The following is a 14,561-nucleotide window of genomic DNA, read 5'->3' as shown; positions in this document are numbered from 1 at the left end:
GTTAAAACAAAAAAAAAGAATGATTAATTATATAATTAATTATCCTACCAGAATTAATTAACTACAAAATTAAATAAACAAACTACGGAACAAACCAGATTTACAGACAAAAAAAATAGACAGAACCCCATGAAGTTCTGTCTCTTACGTATAAATCTGCTACCTTAAGTGGATTTTAGGGAGCTGGTGATGGGTTTGGTGGAGGTGTGGTTCCACCACCGTTAGTGGTTGTAGAATCTGAAGCATTAGCGATGATGATAGCTCCTACGATCATAGCAATCACAGTAACAACCATAGTACATACGGAAATGCTTGTATGCGTACGACGCTTAGCAACACATGAGGAGCATGGCCAGTCTGTTTCGGAGGAATCACAACTATACTGTTTTGCAGTTAGATAGCTATTGATGTTTGTATTTCCAGCTGCTGAAGTTACACCATAATAATCATCGGCAGGTACATTGCCAGCAAGTTGATCTTGCTTATCAGAAGCATTAGGCTTAGAGTGTTGAGCCGAATCTTTTTGGTTATGTTCGCTACGAGAGTTTCTGCGTCCATTTGATGCTTTTTGAGCTCGCACCTGAGAATTTACTGACGAATTACGTCTAACCTTAACAGCTGCAGCTTTTTCAACATCATAACGTAATGTAGAGGTAACCTTCCCATCTCTGGGGATTTTATTTTCTTTTGCTCGAGCTTCTAGAGCTTCTCTCGCAGATCTTCTCTTTGCGATTCTTTGCTCTCTAGCTAAATCTTGTATCAGCTTATTTCTCTCTTCCTGAGCAACTACTTTTACATCAGGACGAACAAAAATAGGTAATACAGGACCGTCTTTGATATTGTGAACAACTTGAATTTCTTCGTTGTTCTCTGGAGCAACCGCTGAATCTCTATTTACAATGATGGTCTTTAGCAAAGACTTTGGTGATTCACTACGAGGAGCTGCACGAACTATTGTACCCGCTCTTTTTCTAAGTTTAGCTCTTTCTCTTGCTGACAAGTTAGGTAGCGAACCAGCGGACTGATTTTCTTGAGCAGTTTGTTCACAATTACGAAATTTATTGTATCTTTGTGAATATTTCCCACCGCGAGTTAAAAGATTTCCCGCTCCACGATGAACAAGTTCTTCACAGCAAAGATCGATACTCTGCTTAAGTTGTTGAGCTAGGGAACGTTGCTCTTCCTTAAGTTCTTGAGTTTTTGAACGGTATTGCTCTTTAAAAGAAAGGTGTTGTTTCTTACGTTCTTGACAACGAGCTCTTTGCTCCTTGCCGAACTTATTAGAGAATAAAGATGTAATTTTATCGAGTTTTTTAGGCTGACTTGCTACATCTTCGGTATTTTTTTGCTCTTCCGAAGATTCTTTTAATTTCTTCTTTGCAAGTCTACGTTCTTTTATCTTCTGAATTCGTATTTCTTTCTTGCTTTTTGGACTTTCCGAAGCAACTAAAGAAGCTTCAGAATACATGGAGCTAACTTCAAAAGGAGCAACTGTAGCACTTGCGTAACCAACAGAGTGAGTGAAAGTTAACAAAATGGAAAGCATTGCAAGTTGCGAAGTACGCTTAGAACTCATCATGCTGCTATAATCTCCTAGATCAGCCTATGAGATCACCATAACAACAATAGGACTTTTTTCACAACTTGGACTTGCAAATCTTTTATAGAGATTGATAGTTAATGAATTTGTGATTCCCAATTCTTAATGTAAGCAAGAAGCTGGTCTTTTTCTGGATAACTTGTCAGGAAACTGCGTGCTTCCAAAGACATACCGAGATGGACTATTTTATTTATTAAATTTAAATGACTTTTATCCTGAGAGGCAAAAAGGAAAAACAAAACCCTCACAGGCTTCCCATCAAGAGCACCAAAATCAATACTGTTGGATAGGAACATAGGAACAACAACATCGTAATACGCGTTGATTAAAAAGTCTTTAGCATGAGGAAGGGCTATTCCTTCTCCGATACCTGTAGACATGAGACTTTCTCGATAAGTAAGCATTTCGAAAAGAACACTCGCATCGAGATTAAATTTCTCGGCGATGTATGAAGAAGCGTATTGCAAAGCTTCGGCTTTATTTTTTACTGAGACATTGCGGATAACGCCCCCGCGATAAATCGCTTTATATAAGCTATACTTCAAAGAGAGGTCTCGAAAATCTTTGTCTGTTTTTTCTTCTTTTTCTAATCCTAGTAGCGCTTGATTATTTAGGATCCAATCTTCTATTTCTTCTCGATTAAATCTATATTCATTATTCATACTGTAACTAGGAATAGCTCCCTCATCCAGCCACCGACGGACTGTATTTTCAGAAATATCCAACAAAGAAGCCAGCTCTTCTAATTTCAAATCCATAACACTACATTCCTAAAAACACATTCATAACTTCTTCAATAGTCGTTACTTGGAGCAACTTTTGACGTCGAGATTCATCTCTGAGAGAAAGAGTCAATATAGATAACAATTTGAGATACTCAGCTTGGGCATTATCCGGCCCCCCTATCAGAAATACCAAACGTACTAAAGCCCCATCTATAGCATCCCAGAGAATTCCTTGAGGGTGGATACCGATAGCGATAAAAAAGTCAGAACAACTCGGCAATTTACCGTGTGGAATTGCCACGCCCATACCGATACCGGTAGACATAATATTTTCACGGGTTACAAGTGCTTGAAAAAATTCTTCTTTATTCTCAAGTAAACCGGCAGTACTAGCAAGATCCGTAAGATCTTGGAGAATCTCCTCCCGTGAGGTTTTATTCAAAAACATAATCAAGTTAGGAGATAAAAGAGAAAACAAGGAAAACTCAGGTTGACTCTCGCAATAGAAAGGCATGTCACTTCTCTCCGGTATGCCCAAAACCTCTACTTCCCCGAGACGTTGTCGTTAGTCCTTCTTCTTGATCCACGGCGATAAACTTTGCCTGGACTACGGGAGCAACTACAGCTTGAGCGATGCGCATCTTGGGTTCGATAATAAAAGTACTCTCTCCAAAATTTGCAAGTATAATGCAAATCTCACCACGATAATCAGCATCAATTGTTCCCGGAGAATTAACAACCATAATCCCATGCTTCAATGCCAACCCACTGCGTGGACGCACTTGAACTTCATAGCCTTGCGGGATTTGCATTTTTATTCCTGTAGGAACCAGTATACGTTGTCCTGGCAAGACAGCAATCGGCTCTTCAATATTCGCTCGAAGGTCGGCTCCGGAAGCACCTTCGGTAGCATATTCTGGAAGATCTACTCCAGATTCTAATTCACATAATATAGTCATAGGAACAGCGCCGTGGTTACTACGAGTAGCGGGTATGATGTTTCATTCACTGTCATCTGTCAACAAAAAAATTTCTTTAATTGTCTTAGATAAATCCCTAGGGGCTTTATCTTGGCCGCCAGTGTATTCTTGAGAACAAAAGTAATCAAGTAAACTCTGCAAAGTACTCTTTAATTGTTTTCTCTCTACCACTTTATCAATCATTCCGTGTTCGAGAAGAAATTCAGATTTTTGAGCACCTTCGGGAAGATCTTCACCAATCACTTGAGCGACAACTCGAGGACCAGCGAAGCAAATAAGAGCTTTAGGTTCTGCAATAATGACATCCCCTAAAGAAGCAAAAGAAGCTGTAACCCCTCCGGATGTAGGGTTAGTCAACACGGAGATATAAGGCAGGCCAGCTTCGTGTAACTTTGCTAATGCCGCAGATGTTTTTGCCATTTGCATTAAGGAGAACATGGATTCTTGCATCCGAGCGCCTCCGGAAGCACATACAATAATCACGGGGAGCCGAGATTCTATAGCTTTTTCTATAAGGCGCGTTAATTTTTCACCAACCACCGCACCCATAGAGCCTGCCATAAAACTGAAATCCATCACAGCCAAAGCCACAGGATGCTCTCCTATGGTACAAACACCCACGAGAACGCCTTCGCTTTCTGTATTATCTTTTCTAGCTTTAGCCAAACGATTTGTGTAGGTGTCTGTATCGACAAACTTGAGAGGATCTTGTGATTTTAGATTTGTGTACAAAGGACGCCAAGAATCTTTATCAGCGAGCAATTTGATGCGTTCAGTTGCGGTAATACGATAGTGGTAAGAGCACTTAGGACAACAATTAAAATTCTGTCCTAATTCATTTGCATGAATCATTTCATGGCAATGCGTGCACTTTAACCACCCGCTAAAACCATCAGCTTTTATTTTTTGCACTTTAATCTTAGGTTTATCGTAAGAAAATAAACGCACAAGCTACCTAATCCAACTTTTTAGCATAAGTAATTTTAAATTAAAGTTATTAACTCTTCAATTAAAAATACTCTTTTAATTAGTTATCTCAGAAAATCTTTTTTCAATATATCCCCAATTAATTACTTGAGGAATTGCTTTTAAATAATCTAATCTAACATTTTTATACTGGAGGTAATACGCATGCTCCCAGACATCTACTCCGAGAAGAGGCACCTTACCGGTGGTGGCTTCTAGAGGATCCTGGTTTGCTGTTGCGTGTAGCATAAGCTCCTGTTTTTCGGGACAAAAAGCTAGCCAAGCCCACCCAGACCCCTGAATCGGAGCGGCAAATTTAATAAATTCTTTTAAAAAGTTGTCAAAAGTTCCCCAGAATTTCTCAATCAGCTTCAGTAAGCCGTGCTTTGGAGGGACCCCTCCGCCTTGACCTATCGGGGCGAGCATTTCCCAAAATAGGGAGTGGTTAATATGTCCCCCACCATTAAATCGTAGAGTAGGCTCCAAAGCAATCAATCGCGTAAGGTCTTGTTGTGTATCAGCCAGATCTAACTTCTTCAAGGCCTCATTCAAATTATTTATATAACCTTGATGATGCTTTTGATGATGTAGATGCATAATCTCAGCACTAATTACTGGCTCTAGAGCAGAATAATCATAGGGCAATGGGGGCAAAGTATAGGGAACAAAGGTCATAAGAAAGTCCTTTATATCTGTCTTGAGTTATATCAAGAACATTGTTTGGTGATATTCTTTTTCATCGATGTATTTTTGCTTTCGCCTCTAACAACAAGAGATCCTGAAACAAAAATCACCAATTTGCTACTTTGCCAGTGTAGATGCGCTGAAGATATTACTACAAGATGATTTTGATTTTATTATTCCGCCTCTATAGAGAAAAATTTCTCTTTAAATTCCGCAATAAACTTCTCTAATTGTGTCATGCTTTCCTCTTCTCGTTGTCTTTGCTCGTTTTTATTGCCTGTGATTACATCGTAATGATTTACAAGCTCAAAATAGAGTTTGATTTTCGGTTCTGTTCCTGAAGGACGAACGATAATTTTTCCGCCATTTTGATAGTAATAACACAACATGGCCATCTTAGGGAGAGTCAATGTATACGCAGTCCCGGAGGCAATATGGTTTCCTATTCCCTGATAATAATTTTCAAATGTGACAACCGAATATCCTCTTAAGGACATTGTGGAAGGATCGAGCATGGCCAACTTTTCTATATGTGATTTCATCACACTTTCTTGTCCTTCTTCAAAAGACAACGAAAGCGTTTTATTCATGAAATATCCATGGGTTTCATATAGGTCTAAAATAGCATCTCGAAGAGTTTTTCCTTGGAGCTTCTGATGCAAAGCAGCCTCGGTAATTAATGCCGAAGTACTCATTGCATCTTTATCTTCTACATGTGTGCCATACAGATAGCCGTACGATTCTTCGGCACCAAATATGTATCTTACTCCACTCCCTCGCCAAGCTTCTATTTTCTCTCCGATATATTTAAATCCTGTCCCTACATTCACGATATCGCCGCCATAAAATTTTACGATTGCGGCGAGCATTTCTGTAGTGACTAAACTTTTGACTACTTTATCTTCCTTTCCTAGGGGCTCGCGAGCAGATAAAGCACGTAAAATATGATCCGCAAGTAAACAGGCTATTTGATTTCCGTTAAATCTATAGGGTTGATTCTCATGCAAACACACAACGCCTAACCGGTCTGCATCAGGGTCTGTAGCTATAAAAATATCGTCTTGATTTTTTATCATTTGCTCAATCCCCAAAGTGAGCGCTTCAGGATCTTCGGGGTTGGGCAGGTGTACTGTGGGGAAATCGCCATCAGGAATCGCCTGTTTTTCAACAAGCTTGACCATAGGGAAATTCCAATCTCTTAAAACTCGAGGAATCATGGAGACTCCAGTTCCATGTAGTGGAGAATAGCTTACATGGATCGCTTGTCCAGAAATACGATTATCTTCAGGATAGAGCTGCAGTTTATGCACAGTGTCGACATACAGCTGCTCATATTCCTCCCCTATAAAATGAATATAAGGATCTTGTAGCGAGCCAACAATGGCAATCTCTTCTACATGTGCCGAGGCGTGTATAATTTCCTGATCCAAAGGAGGGAGTACCTGTCCTCCCGATGCCATGTACACTTTGTACCCGTTATACTCTGGAGGATTATGAGAAGCTGTAATCATGACTCCAGCCAAAGCGCGTTCTGTTCTTAAAGTGAAGGAGACAAGAGCCAGGGGTTCAGGGTTTTTAAATAGGAGAACGTGAATTTGATTTCCTGCTAAAACCTTAGCAGTCTCTTGAGCAAAATCGAAAGAATTATGGCGTGTATCATAGCCTATAACCACGCGAATGGGATCTTCAGAATGGGAATGATGTTTTTTTAATACTTGAGCCAATCCCTGTGTAGCACGTCTTACAGTAAACACATTGATTCTATTGGTACCGAATCCCATAGGGCTCCGCAGCCCCCCTGTACCAAAGGAAAGAGTTGTTCCGAATAGCTCTTCAAGACGTTGCGGATCATTTTTTAGAAGCTCAGCTATGGCATCCTGATCTTTTTTATTACAATCGTTAGATAACCAGGTAAGGATATTCTTTGTAGTGATGGGACTGCAAAGAGCTTCTATTTTCTGCTGAAGATGCTGCATAAAAGTTCCTAAAAACACATCGCGATCTTATGTCGTCATAACATAAAAATCGCTCTAGGCAAACAATTTCGTGCTTTTACAATAAGGAAATTTCTTTAAGAAATGGGAATCCCTACAGAAGAGAAGGAAAGAAGCAAGGCGGTTTCATTTTCTTGAGGAAAATAAAGCTCTGTAGGATAAGATCCGGTAAAAAAGACTCCATGCCCTATCTTCTCTCCAGATAAACACAGGAGTAGCTGACAATCTTCTTCTCTCTCTACGATTTTATCTCCGGGGAAAACCCAAAAATCTCCGACCAAAGATAGTCGTGGACGATGAACAAGATTTGCTGCAAAAACATCCAACCGCCGCTTTTTAACTAAAGCGGAAACTTGGGGAAGGGAACGGAATATATTTTCTCTCCAGCGCACATCTTTTGTATTTTTAGAAACTGATTCTACGAAATGTTTTAGTTTTATTTCTAAAGCAAAACACTCATTGCTAGAGACCAGATCTTCGAATAATATACTACCTTGATTTTGAAAATGGCGCAGGTGTTCTAAATGTAGAACGAACCTCATACTCATCCATTTAAGAGAATTCTACCAAAAGTACTATAGACTTTAAGCCCTTTTCCGCCTATAAAAAAACTCCGACAACTAATGCGTTATATGTTAATAGGGCAACATTTCATAATTTTATGAATAATCTGATCAATATTAAAGAAGTTGAAGCTAAATTAAATTTTACATTTACTCAACCGAAACTCTTAGTTACAGCTCTCACTCACCCTTCTTATAGGAACGAGACTGCAACTATTACCGAAGACAGCGAGCGTTTGGAATTCTTAGGAGACGCCGTGTTATGTTTAATCGTAACTGAACACTTATTCCTATTATTCCCTTCTATGGATGAGGGAACTTTATCCACGGCACGCGCAGCTTTGATAAATGCTGTTTCTTGCTGTCAATATACGGACGCATTAGGATTAGGAGAATATCTACTTATAGGTAAGGGAGAAAGAATTCAAAATGAACGAGGCCGAACTTCAGCCTATGCAAATTTATTCGAGGCTATTTTAGGTGCGGTGTATCTAGATGGTGGTTTAGCTCCGGCAAGACAAATCACTGTGCCTCTATTGCCTTCAAAAAAGGATATTCTTCCTCTCATGCTTGGAAACCCGAAAAACCGTTTACAACAGCTCACACAAAAACACTTACGTACGTTACCTGTATATCAATGTGAGTCGTGGACATCACCACAAGGTGCTTCGGGGTATCATATTCGCGTAATAGTGAATAATGAGGTTTGGGGTGAAGGATTTGCCTTATCAAAAAAAGAAGCAGAGAAACTCGCTGCTCAACAAGCTTTAGACACCCATGACTATGAAGATAAAAACGCAATGGACTTGTAATGAATGTGGCACTCAGGCTCCTAAATGGTTAGGTCAATGCCCGGGATGTTTACAATGGAATACATTAGTTGAAGAACATGTTTCTCCTCATCAGAGCAAGAAAAGGCTCGAATCGCAAGCGACTGCAGTGTCTTTGAATACCATAGAGCTGCGAGAGGAAGAGCGTTTGTGTATAGGAGATTCTGGATGGGACCGCATTTTAGGTGGAGGTGCTGTTCGGGGAAGTCTTACCCTATTAGGCGGCGACCCTGGCATAGGCAAGTCGACGTTACTTTTACAGACAGCAGCGAAATTCGCCCATCACGGTCATAAAGTCCTGTATGTTTGTGGTGAGGAGTCTGTAACACAAACATCATTACGCGCGCGTCGCTTAAAAATTTCTCATGCGAATATTTACCTTTTCCCTGAGACGAATCTTGATGATATCAAACAGCAAATAGCGACACTCAAGCCTGACATCTTAATTATTGATTCTATTCAGATTGTATATACTCCTACCTTACATTCTTCCCCGGGATCTGTAGCTCAAGTACGTGAAGTCACTTCTGAGCTGATGCACATTGCTAAGCAATCCCAAATCTCAACTTTTGTTATCGGTCATGTAACAAAATCAGGAGAAATTGCAGGTCCTAGAGTCTTAGAACATCTTGTAGATACTGTTCTGTATTTTGAAGGGAATTCGCATGCAAATTATCGCATGATACGTTCTGTGAAAAATCGTTTCGGCCCGACAAATGAATTACTTATTTTATCTATGCATTCTGAGGGTTTAAAGGAAGTCACTAATCCTTCTGGGTTATTTCTACAAGAAAAAATTACCGAAACCACAGGTTCTGCGATTATTCCTATTATTGAGGGTTCTGCCACCCTACTCATTGAGATGCAAGCTTTAGCTTCATCTTCTCCTTTTGCAAATCCTATTCGAAAAACCTCAGGATTCGATCAAAATCGATTTTTATTACTCTTAGCTGTCCTAGAAAAGCGCGCTCAAATAAAATTGCATACTGCTGATGTTTTTCTTTCCATAGCTGGGGGATTAAAAATTACTGAACCTGCTGCGGATTTAGGAGCAGGACTTGCTGTAGTCTCTTCTTTGTATAATCGTCTTTCTCCCCAAAATTACACCTTTACTGGAGAGATAGGCCTAGGAGGGGAAATCCGCCACGTCACGCATTTAGAGAGGCGTCTTAAAGAAAGTAAACTCATGGGTTTTGAGGGTGCTGTAATTCCTGAAGGTCAAATCGCAGGACTACCCTCAGAAATTAAAAATAGCTTAGATATTCGAGGGGTAAAAACTATAAAAGATGCTATCCGCTTGTTACAATGATCCTTTTCTTTCTGATTTTTGTTTAGGAAGACGTCCTTTACGCATAGCGTCTCGAAAGTCTACCTTAGCACAAGCTCAGGTACACGAATGCGTACGTTTGCTGCGTTCATGGTTTCCTAAACTTTGGATTCAAATACACACGATAAGTACTCGTGGAGATAAAGACAAAACCACTCCCTTGCGTCTTGTAGAGAATTCCCAATTTTTCACAGATGCGGTAGACAAGCTTGTCATTCGTGGAAATTGCCATCTTGCTGTACATTCTGCAAAAGATCTTCCCGACCCTCCTGCTACCCCTGTTGTAGCTATAACTAAGGGCTTAGACCCATCAGATCTCTTAGTTTATGCCGAACGCTACTTATGGAAACGCTTTCCTAAAGTCCCTAGATTAGGGAGTTCTTCTTTACGTCGTGGAGAAACACTAAAAACGCTGTTTCCTGAAGGACGAATTCTTGATATTCGTGGAACTATAGAAGAAAGGCTAGAACAGCTAGAGAACGGAAAATATGATGCTATTGTTATTGCCAAAGCAGCTATTCTCCGACTCCATCTACATTTACCCTATACCAAAGTACTTCCTCCACCTTACCACCCTCTGCAAGGACGATTAGCGATTACCGCAGGGAAAGATATAGAAGCCTGGAAAACCTTTTTGCTTCCTCTAAATACCGCAACCACAAGTCAGGAAACTCTCCTCAGCCCGAATGTAATCTGAAGCTACGACTTATCATTGCTTCTGCAGCTTTTTTAATTACTACTATGAAAACGCGTGTTTGTTTTTAGAGAAACGAAACACTCTACACGCATAGGTTATGAATTCGTGAGGCAAGATGAGATTTACTTCATCCGTTATCCTACCCAGCCATATCCATACAGAAACTCAAAACACCTTTGTTTCTGTTCCAAAAACACATATTACAGTGTGTAACACGGTGTACTTTCCGGAAATAAGTATGCGTTTCTTAGTTCTCCCCATTCTCGGGCTTGTCTTTAGTGTTTTTGTAATTTATCGTAGGTTTACGGTAATGCGTGCCGTGTATTCAAATTTAAACTATACACCGAATAAACAATGTGAGAATAAGCTCTGTTCTCGTATACATCCTGAATATTACAAATCTTTGATTATTTTCGGGATTTTTGGAGGTATAGGAGCGTTACTTCCTTTTCTTATCCTAGGAATCACTCTATATCTGGTTATGCGTATTCTAAAAAAACGCTTTGTTTTTATGTGACTTTATGAGATAATTTGTTGCCTTGTTTTTCTACCAGACCGATTCCGAAAAAACTTTTTTTAAATTGAAACACCCTTCTCCTAACTAGCAATAGAGAATAGGCTCCTGGGTACAAATCCTTAACAAACCCACAAAAACTAAAAATTTAACCAAGGTGTTTCTATCATGCATATGGTTAGTACGATTATTCCGGCACACACACATGTGTCAAAAAATGGCGCTCAAATCCATCTACAAACTTCTCCCAATCTTCACGTGCCAAAAAACCGTCTTGATCCGAGCACCACGTCAGCTCGTGTAGAAAAAATCCTGTCTCTTCTTCCTGTAGTTGGTTTATTTGTTGCAGGTTATCTTATCTATCAAAAACATACCGTGATGAAAGATGCTTATTCACGGTTAGGTTACACACCTAATGAAAAATGCCCTAATCTGACGTGTTCAAACCTTGATCCTTCCCGCTTGAACTTCGCTATTACCATGTCTATATTTGGCGGCTTAGGTCTTTTATTCCCTATCGTAGGGCTGTTTGGTCTTGTCTGCTTAATTATGCATATAGTTTTGAAAATTATTGGTTGTTGTTATCAACGCTCCCAAACTGACTCCATGTTACCAACTTAATTCGATATACGAAAACCCTTCCGCACCCAAAATCTAGTGTAGTGGAGGGTTGTACTCTTATCAAAACACCTGGGTATAGTATGGCCAATAACATGTGAAACTCAGGTGTTTCTTCTATTCAGAGTTTTAATTCCTATTCTTTATCAAAAGATCTTAAACAAAGCAGGACACATTTTTCATCTTACCTGTTTCAAAAGTTAAGATTTCTTGTTCTACAAAAAAAATTAATCGAACTAATTAATAAACGGTAATATAATTCTCTTTCTTAATTTAAAACATTAATAATTGAAAAAGATTAATTACAACCCTTTATATTTTCAATTAAGTAATGATCATGAGCACTATAGAAATTCCTAGACATACACACGTAAACTATAACGGTAGCATTTGTGAAGTACCTACCACTATCTTGCCAGACGTTATTCATGGATGCCCTATAGTTTTGCATGGTGTATTGCGTCGTCTACAACATCTTCCTATGATTTTGATCCCGATTATTGGTCTAATTTATGCTGGAGTATTTTGTTATAGATACGCCAAAGCTCAAGCTGCCATCCACAAGACATATAACTTTACACCAAACGCCAGGTGCCCCGAATGCCGAAGCACCTTCTACACTATGTGGTCACCTATCATCTGTTCTATGCTTGGAGGCTTAGGCCTTATGACTCCCCTGCTTATTCTGCTTATTCCCATTCTTTTAATTGTGGGTCTAGCTAAAGCTTTTATAGGTTTAGGAACATCTATAGTAGGGGCAATGAAAAGTTGCTTAAAGAAATAAGTTCTCGTTAAAACGTATCTTACACACAAGGTTTTAAGGCCATTTCAGGATATTTTGCACGAGAATGCAAAGCACTATAAAGAGTCTTCACCATAGTTTCACAGATAGTGGTTAACTCATCTAAAGTTATCGGAGAATCTGCAAACTGTCCGTCATGCATTTTTGCTGATACAATCTTTTCTACCAGCTCCCTTAAAGCGATCATGCTTGTCCCCTCTAAAGAACGGGCTGCAGCTTCAAAAGAATCTGCAATCATAATAATTGTGGATTCTTTAGAGGAAGGTTTCCTTCCTGGATAACGGAAGAGCTCCTCATCTGAGGCTCCTGTATTAGGATTATTTTGTAGATGACGATGGTAAGTGGAAAGGATAACTGACGTGCCGTGATGTTCTTCAATAATACGAATAAATGAATCGGGGAGACCTGCTTTTCTTGCTAACTCTACCCCTTCGGGAATATGCCGCATGATCATTTTCGCACTTTCTATAGGAGAAAGATTACTTACTGAGGTTCCAAGCATTTGGTGATTCTCTAAGAAAAACCCGGGATTAATCAACTTACCAATGTCGTGATATTGCGCTACCACGCGGCAGAAAAGCCCATCAGCATGAATAGCGTTAGCTGCTGATTCTGCAAGGATCCCCACCAATACAGAATGCTGATACGTACCTGGAGCCTCTTCGAAGAGACGTTTTAATAAAGGATAATCGGAATCTAGATAGGCTAATAAATGGTTATGGGTACATGCACCAAATGAGGACTCAAAAACAGGGATCAACGCACCTACACCTAATGCAGTCATTAAACTATAGACAAAGCTTCCCAAGCAATCAGCACGGAAAGCCGTTATAGAAGCAACATCAGAGAATATACGCAATCCTGTTAAAATTGCCGTGGATACCCACCACAATTTCATACAGCACCAAAATAGAGAAGATAGACGCGTAACTCGATTTAACGTGAATAAAATCCTCCAAGAACTCAGCAGGTTCATAACAAGAAACCAGCTGTTATTCCAAATATCTGATTCTAGAGTATAGAGCATCCCGAGTAATGTACATGAAACTCCAGCTAGAGGAATGCCCACAAGATGCCCTAGAAGAATAGCAGTAAAAGGAAGAATTAAAGGATACGAAAGATAAGCTTCCCAGCTTTGGGGCCCTAGAGCACAAAGAGTCTCTGTAATTTTTGCTCCAATTAAAGATAGAGAAAAGATAGCAATGTAGAGTGTGTAACGTTTTGGTGACTTCAGTAGCTCTGGACAAAACGTAACTAATAAGCGGTATCCCCAAATTAAAATAATGGCAACTAACAGAAGAACCCCGAAGGCTCCGCGATAAGAAAACAACGTGGTTGAAGATAAAAGCTGCTGACGTAAACAACGAAGAATCTTTGCATCTCTAGCACTAATTCTTTGATACTGTCGGATGATCGGGCTGCCCTTACGAAAATACTCTATACGCCGCGTCCCTAACAAGTCTCCCTTAACATAGCCTGACTTTTCCTTATCCACGGCGATATCTAAGGGTTTTTCCTTTAGGTTATTGATGATGAGCAATCTACATGATGCAGGACAGTTTTCAGATTTTAGAAAATTATCCACATGTTCTACACATTGATGAATGACTTCTCTAGAATCAGAACTTACGTGAATCCCTAATAGACGATCTCGTTCTTTTAAAGCTGAGGGGCGCAAATGGAGATCTTGCAGACACGTCTCTGTAGAACTATCTATAAACCCTACAGACCCAAGAAAATCTTGAGTTTTTTTTAACCACCGACGAGTTTCTTCTTCTTCTGGCTCTTCGAAACAAGTATTTTCACAAATGCGATAGACCTTGCCAAATACTTCTGGGATTGCAGCTCTCTTACTGTAAAATGCGTGTACATTCCAACTAATAGAAAAATCTATAGGAGAGTTCAAAGAGACCTGAGCAAAATCTCCCTCCTTATAGACAGGAACATGAAGAACTCTAAGATAAATAAAAGAGAATAATGTTACTCCAAAAATACTCGTAATACCCAAACATAAAAGATACCTTGACCACGGCCGATCTATTTCAGCAGTAGTGCAACTCCGGTAAACTTGCCTACGGTCTTCCATTTGCTTGATCATACGCTCAATTCAAGATACATCTATTATTTTTTAGCTATCACACCAAGGAACAAAACGCTATTTTTTATTCAAAACCAACTTTTCGTTCTCTTCACAAACAAACTCTGTCACTTGCAAATAAGAAAATTCTAAAAATCTTATAACAAATGACATCACTTAAAGT

At 39.6% G+C, this 14,561-nt stretch carries 15 protein-coding genes; 6 read left to right on the top strand and 9 right to left on the bottom strand.

The window, feature by feature from the left end; all coding sequences use genetic code 11:
- Window positions 1-175: 175 nt before the first annotated feature.
- The 8 genes from G5O_RS06910 to G5O_RS06875 form a co-directional block, all read right to left on the bottom strand.
- Window positions 176-1,579: a hypothetical protein gene (locus G5O_RS06910; RefSeq protein ID WP_006343026.1), complete on the bottom strand. Its 1,404-nt coding sequence runs from the start codon at window positions 1,577-1,579 to the stop codon at window positions 176-178.
- Window positions 1,580-1,677: 98 nt separating this feature from the next.
- The gene (locus tag G5O_RS06905; protein ID WP_006343025.1) at window positions 1,678-2,358 is read right to left on the bottom strand and encodes a PTS sugar transporter subunit IIA; all 681 of its coding nucleotides are present in this window, start codon (window positions 2,356-2,358) and stop codon (window positions 1,678-1,680) included.
- Window positions 2,359-2,362: 4 nt separating this feature from the next.
- Window positions 2,363-2,839, bottom strand: coding sequence for a PTS sugar transporter subunit IIA (locus G5O_RS06900; protein WP_006343024.1), 477 nt, complete (start codon window positions 2,837-2,839; stop codon window positions 2,363-2,365).
- A 1-nt stretch (window position 2,840) separates the two neighbouring features.
- Window positions 2,841-3,284 carry a dUTP diphosphatase gene (gene dut / locus G5O_RS06895; protein WP_006343023.1) on the bottom strand — a complete coding sequence of 148 codons (444 nt, stop codon included), beginning with the start codon at window positions 3,282-3,284 and terminating at the stop codon, window positions 2,841-2,843.
- 42 nt (window positions 3,285-3,326) lie between these two features.
- Complete coding sequence (gene accD, locus G5O_RS06890; protein ID WP_006343022.1) at window positions 3,327-4,253, bottom strand: acetyl-CoA carboxylase, carboxyltransferase subunit beta; 927 nt, start codon at window positions 4,251-4,253, stop codon at window positions 3,327-3,329.
- A 75-nt stretch (window positions 4,254-4,328) separates the two neighbouring features.
- Window positions 4,329-4,946 (bottom strand): superoxide dismutase, encoded by a 618-nt coding sequence (locus tag G5O_RS06885; RefSeq protein ID WP_006343021.1) that lies wholly within the window; start codon window positions 4,944-4,946, stop codon window positions 4,329-4,331.
- A 182-nt stretch (window positions 4,947-5,128) separates the two neighbouring features.
- On the bottom strand, window positions 5,129-6,931 hold the full coding sequence (locus G5O_RS06880) for a phospho-sugar mutase (RefSeq protein WP_006343020.1): 1,803 nt from the start codon (window positions 6,929-6,931) through the stop codon (window positions 5,129-5,131).
- A gap of 95 nt (window positions 6,932-7,026) precedes the next feature.
- Window positions 7,027-7,491: a DUF5070 domain-containing protein gene (locus tag G5O_RS06875; RefSeq protein ID WP_006343019.1), complete on the bottom strand. Its 465-nt coding sequence runs from the start codon at window positions 7,489-7,491 to the stop codon at window positions 7,027-7,029.
- Window positions 7,492-7,610: 119 nt separating this feature from the next.
- Between G5O_RS06875 and rnc the strand changes: the two genes are divergently transcribed.
- The 6 genes from rnc to G5O_RS06845 all read left to right on the top strand — a co-directional run bounded on the left by rnc (window position 7,611) and on the right by G5O_RS06845 (window position 12,282).
- Entirely contained in the window at window positions 7,611-8,324 is a 714-nt protein-coding gene (rnc, locus tag G5O_RS06870; protein WP_006343018.1) for a ribonuclease III, read from the top strand.
- Window positions 8,290-9,651, top strand: coding sequence for a DNA repair protein RadA (radA, locus tag G5O_RS06865; protein WP_006343017.1), 1,362 nt, complete (start codon window positions 8,290-8,292; stop codon window positions 9,649-9,651). Before rnc ends, radA begins: the two co-directional genes overlap by 35 nt.
- Window positions 9,629-10,366 carry a hydroxymethylbilane synthase gene (locus G5O_RS06860; protein ID WP_006343016.1) on the top strand — a complete coding sequence of 246 codons (738 nt, stop codon included), beginning with the start codon at window positions 9,629-9,631 and terminating at the stop codon, window positions 10,364-10,366. The genes radA and G5O_RS06860 overlap by 23 nt, the downstream gene beginning before the upstream one ends.
- 115 nt (window positions 10,367-10,481) lie before the next feature.
- A complete protein-coding gene (locus tag G5O_RS06855) occupies window positions 10,482-10,883 on the top strand; it encodes a hypothetical protein (protein ID WP_013462630.1) in 402 nt (133 codons plus the stop codon).
- A 165-nt stretch (window positions 10,884-11,048) separates the two neighbouring features.
- Window positions 11,049-11,501 (top strand): hypothetical protein, encoded by a 453-nt coding sequence (locus G5O_RS06850; protein ID WP_006343014.1) that lies wholly within the window; start codon window positions 11,049-11,051, stop codon window positions 11,499-11,501.
- Between the two features lie 334 nt (window positions 11,502-11,835).
- Window positions 11,836-12,282 (top strand): hypothetical protein, encoded by a 447-nt coding sequence (locus tag G5O_RS06845; protein WP_013747345.1) that lies wholly within the window; start codon window positions 11,836-11,838, stop codon window positions 12,280-12,282.
- A 19-nt stretch (window positions 12,283-12,301) separates the two neighbouring features.
- Here the strand turns inward: G5O_RS06845 and G5O_RS06840 are convergent, their stop codons facing one another.
- The gene (locus G5O_RS06840) at window positions 12,302-14,398 is read right to left on the bottom strand and encodes an HDIG domain-containing metalloprotein (protein WP_013462628.1); all 2,097 of its coding nucleotides are present in this window, start codon (window positions 14,396-14,398) and stop codon (window positions 12,302-12,304) included.
- Window positions 14,399-14,561: the final 163 nt, after the last annotated feature.

The organism is Chlamydia psittaci 6BC (assembly GCF_000204255.1).
In the GTDB taxonomy this organism is placed as follows: Bacteria; Chlamydiota; Chlamydiia; order Chlamydiales; family Chlamydiaceae; genus Chlamydia; species Chlamydia psittaci.
The sequence above is the reverse complement of the archived record's forward strand: the minus strand, read 5'-3'. Positions and strand labels throughout refer to the sequence as shown.

What these genes read in the sequence shown, in the direction of transcription:
- G5O_RS06910 (WP_006343026.1), bottom strand. Translation starts at nt 1,579, where the DNA reads ATGATGAGTTCTAAGCGTACTTCGCAACTTGCAATGCTTTCCATTTTG.
- G5O_RS06905 (WP_006343025.1), bottom strand. Translation starts at nt 2,358, where the DNA reads ATGGATTTGAAATTAGAAGAGCTGGCTTCTTTGTTGGATATTTCTGAA.
- G5O_RS06900 (WP_006343024.1), bottom strand. Translation starts at nt 2,839, where the DNA reads ATGCCTTTCTATTGCGAGAGTCAACCTGAGTTTTCCTTGTTTTCTCTT.
- dut (WP_006343023.1), bottom strand. Translation starts at nt 3,284, where the DNA reads ATGACTATATTATGTGAATTAGAATCTGGAGTAGATCTTCCAGAATAT.
- G5O_RS06885 (WP_006343021.1), bottom strand. Translation starts at nt 4,946, where the DNA reads ATGACCTTTGTTCCCTATACTTTGCCCCCATTGCCCTATGATTATTCT.
- G5O_RS06880 (WP_006343020.1), bottom strand. Translation starts at nt 6,931, where the DNA reads ATGCAGCATCTTCAGCAGAAAATAGAAGCTCTTTGCAGTCCCATCACT.
- G5O_RS06875 (WP_006343019.1), bottom strand. Translation starts at nt 7,491, where the DNA reads ATGAGGTTCGTTCTACATTTAGAACACCTGCGCCATTTTCAAAATCAA.
- rnc (WP_006343018.1), top strand. Translation starts at nt 7,611, where the DNA reads ATGAATAATCTGATCAATATTAAAGAAGTTGAAGCTAAATTAAATTTT.
- radA (WP_006343017.1), top strand. Translation starts at nt 8,290, where the DNA reads ATGACTATGAAGATAAAAACGCAATGGACTTGTAATGAATGTGGCACT.
- G5O_RS06860 (WP_006343016.1), top strand. Translation starts at nt 9,629, where the DNA reads ATGCTATCCGCTTGTTACAATGATCCTTTTCTTTCTGATTTTTGTTTA.
- G5O_RS06855 (WP_013462630.1), top strand. Translation starts at nt 10,482, where the DNA reads ATGAGATTTACTTCATCCGTTATCCTACCCAGCCATATCCATACAGAA.
- G5O_RS06850 (WP_006343014.1), top strand. Translation starts at nt 11,049, where the DNA reads ATGCATATGGTTAGTACGATTATTCCGGCACACACACATGTGTCAAAA.
- G5O_RS06845 (WP_013747345.1), top strand. Translation starts at nt 11,836, where the DNA reads ATGAGCACTATAGAAATTCCTAGACATACACACGTAAACTATAACGGT.
- G5O_RS06840 (WP_013462628.1), bottom strand. Translation starts at nt 14,398, where the DNA reads ATGATCAAGCAAATGGAAGACCGTAGGCAAGTTTACCGGAGTTGCACT.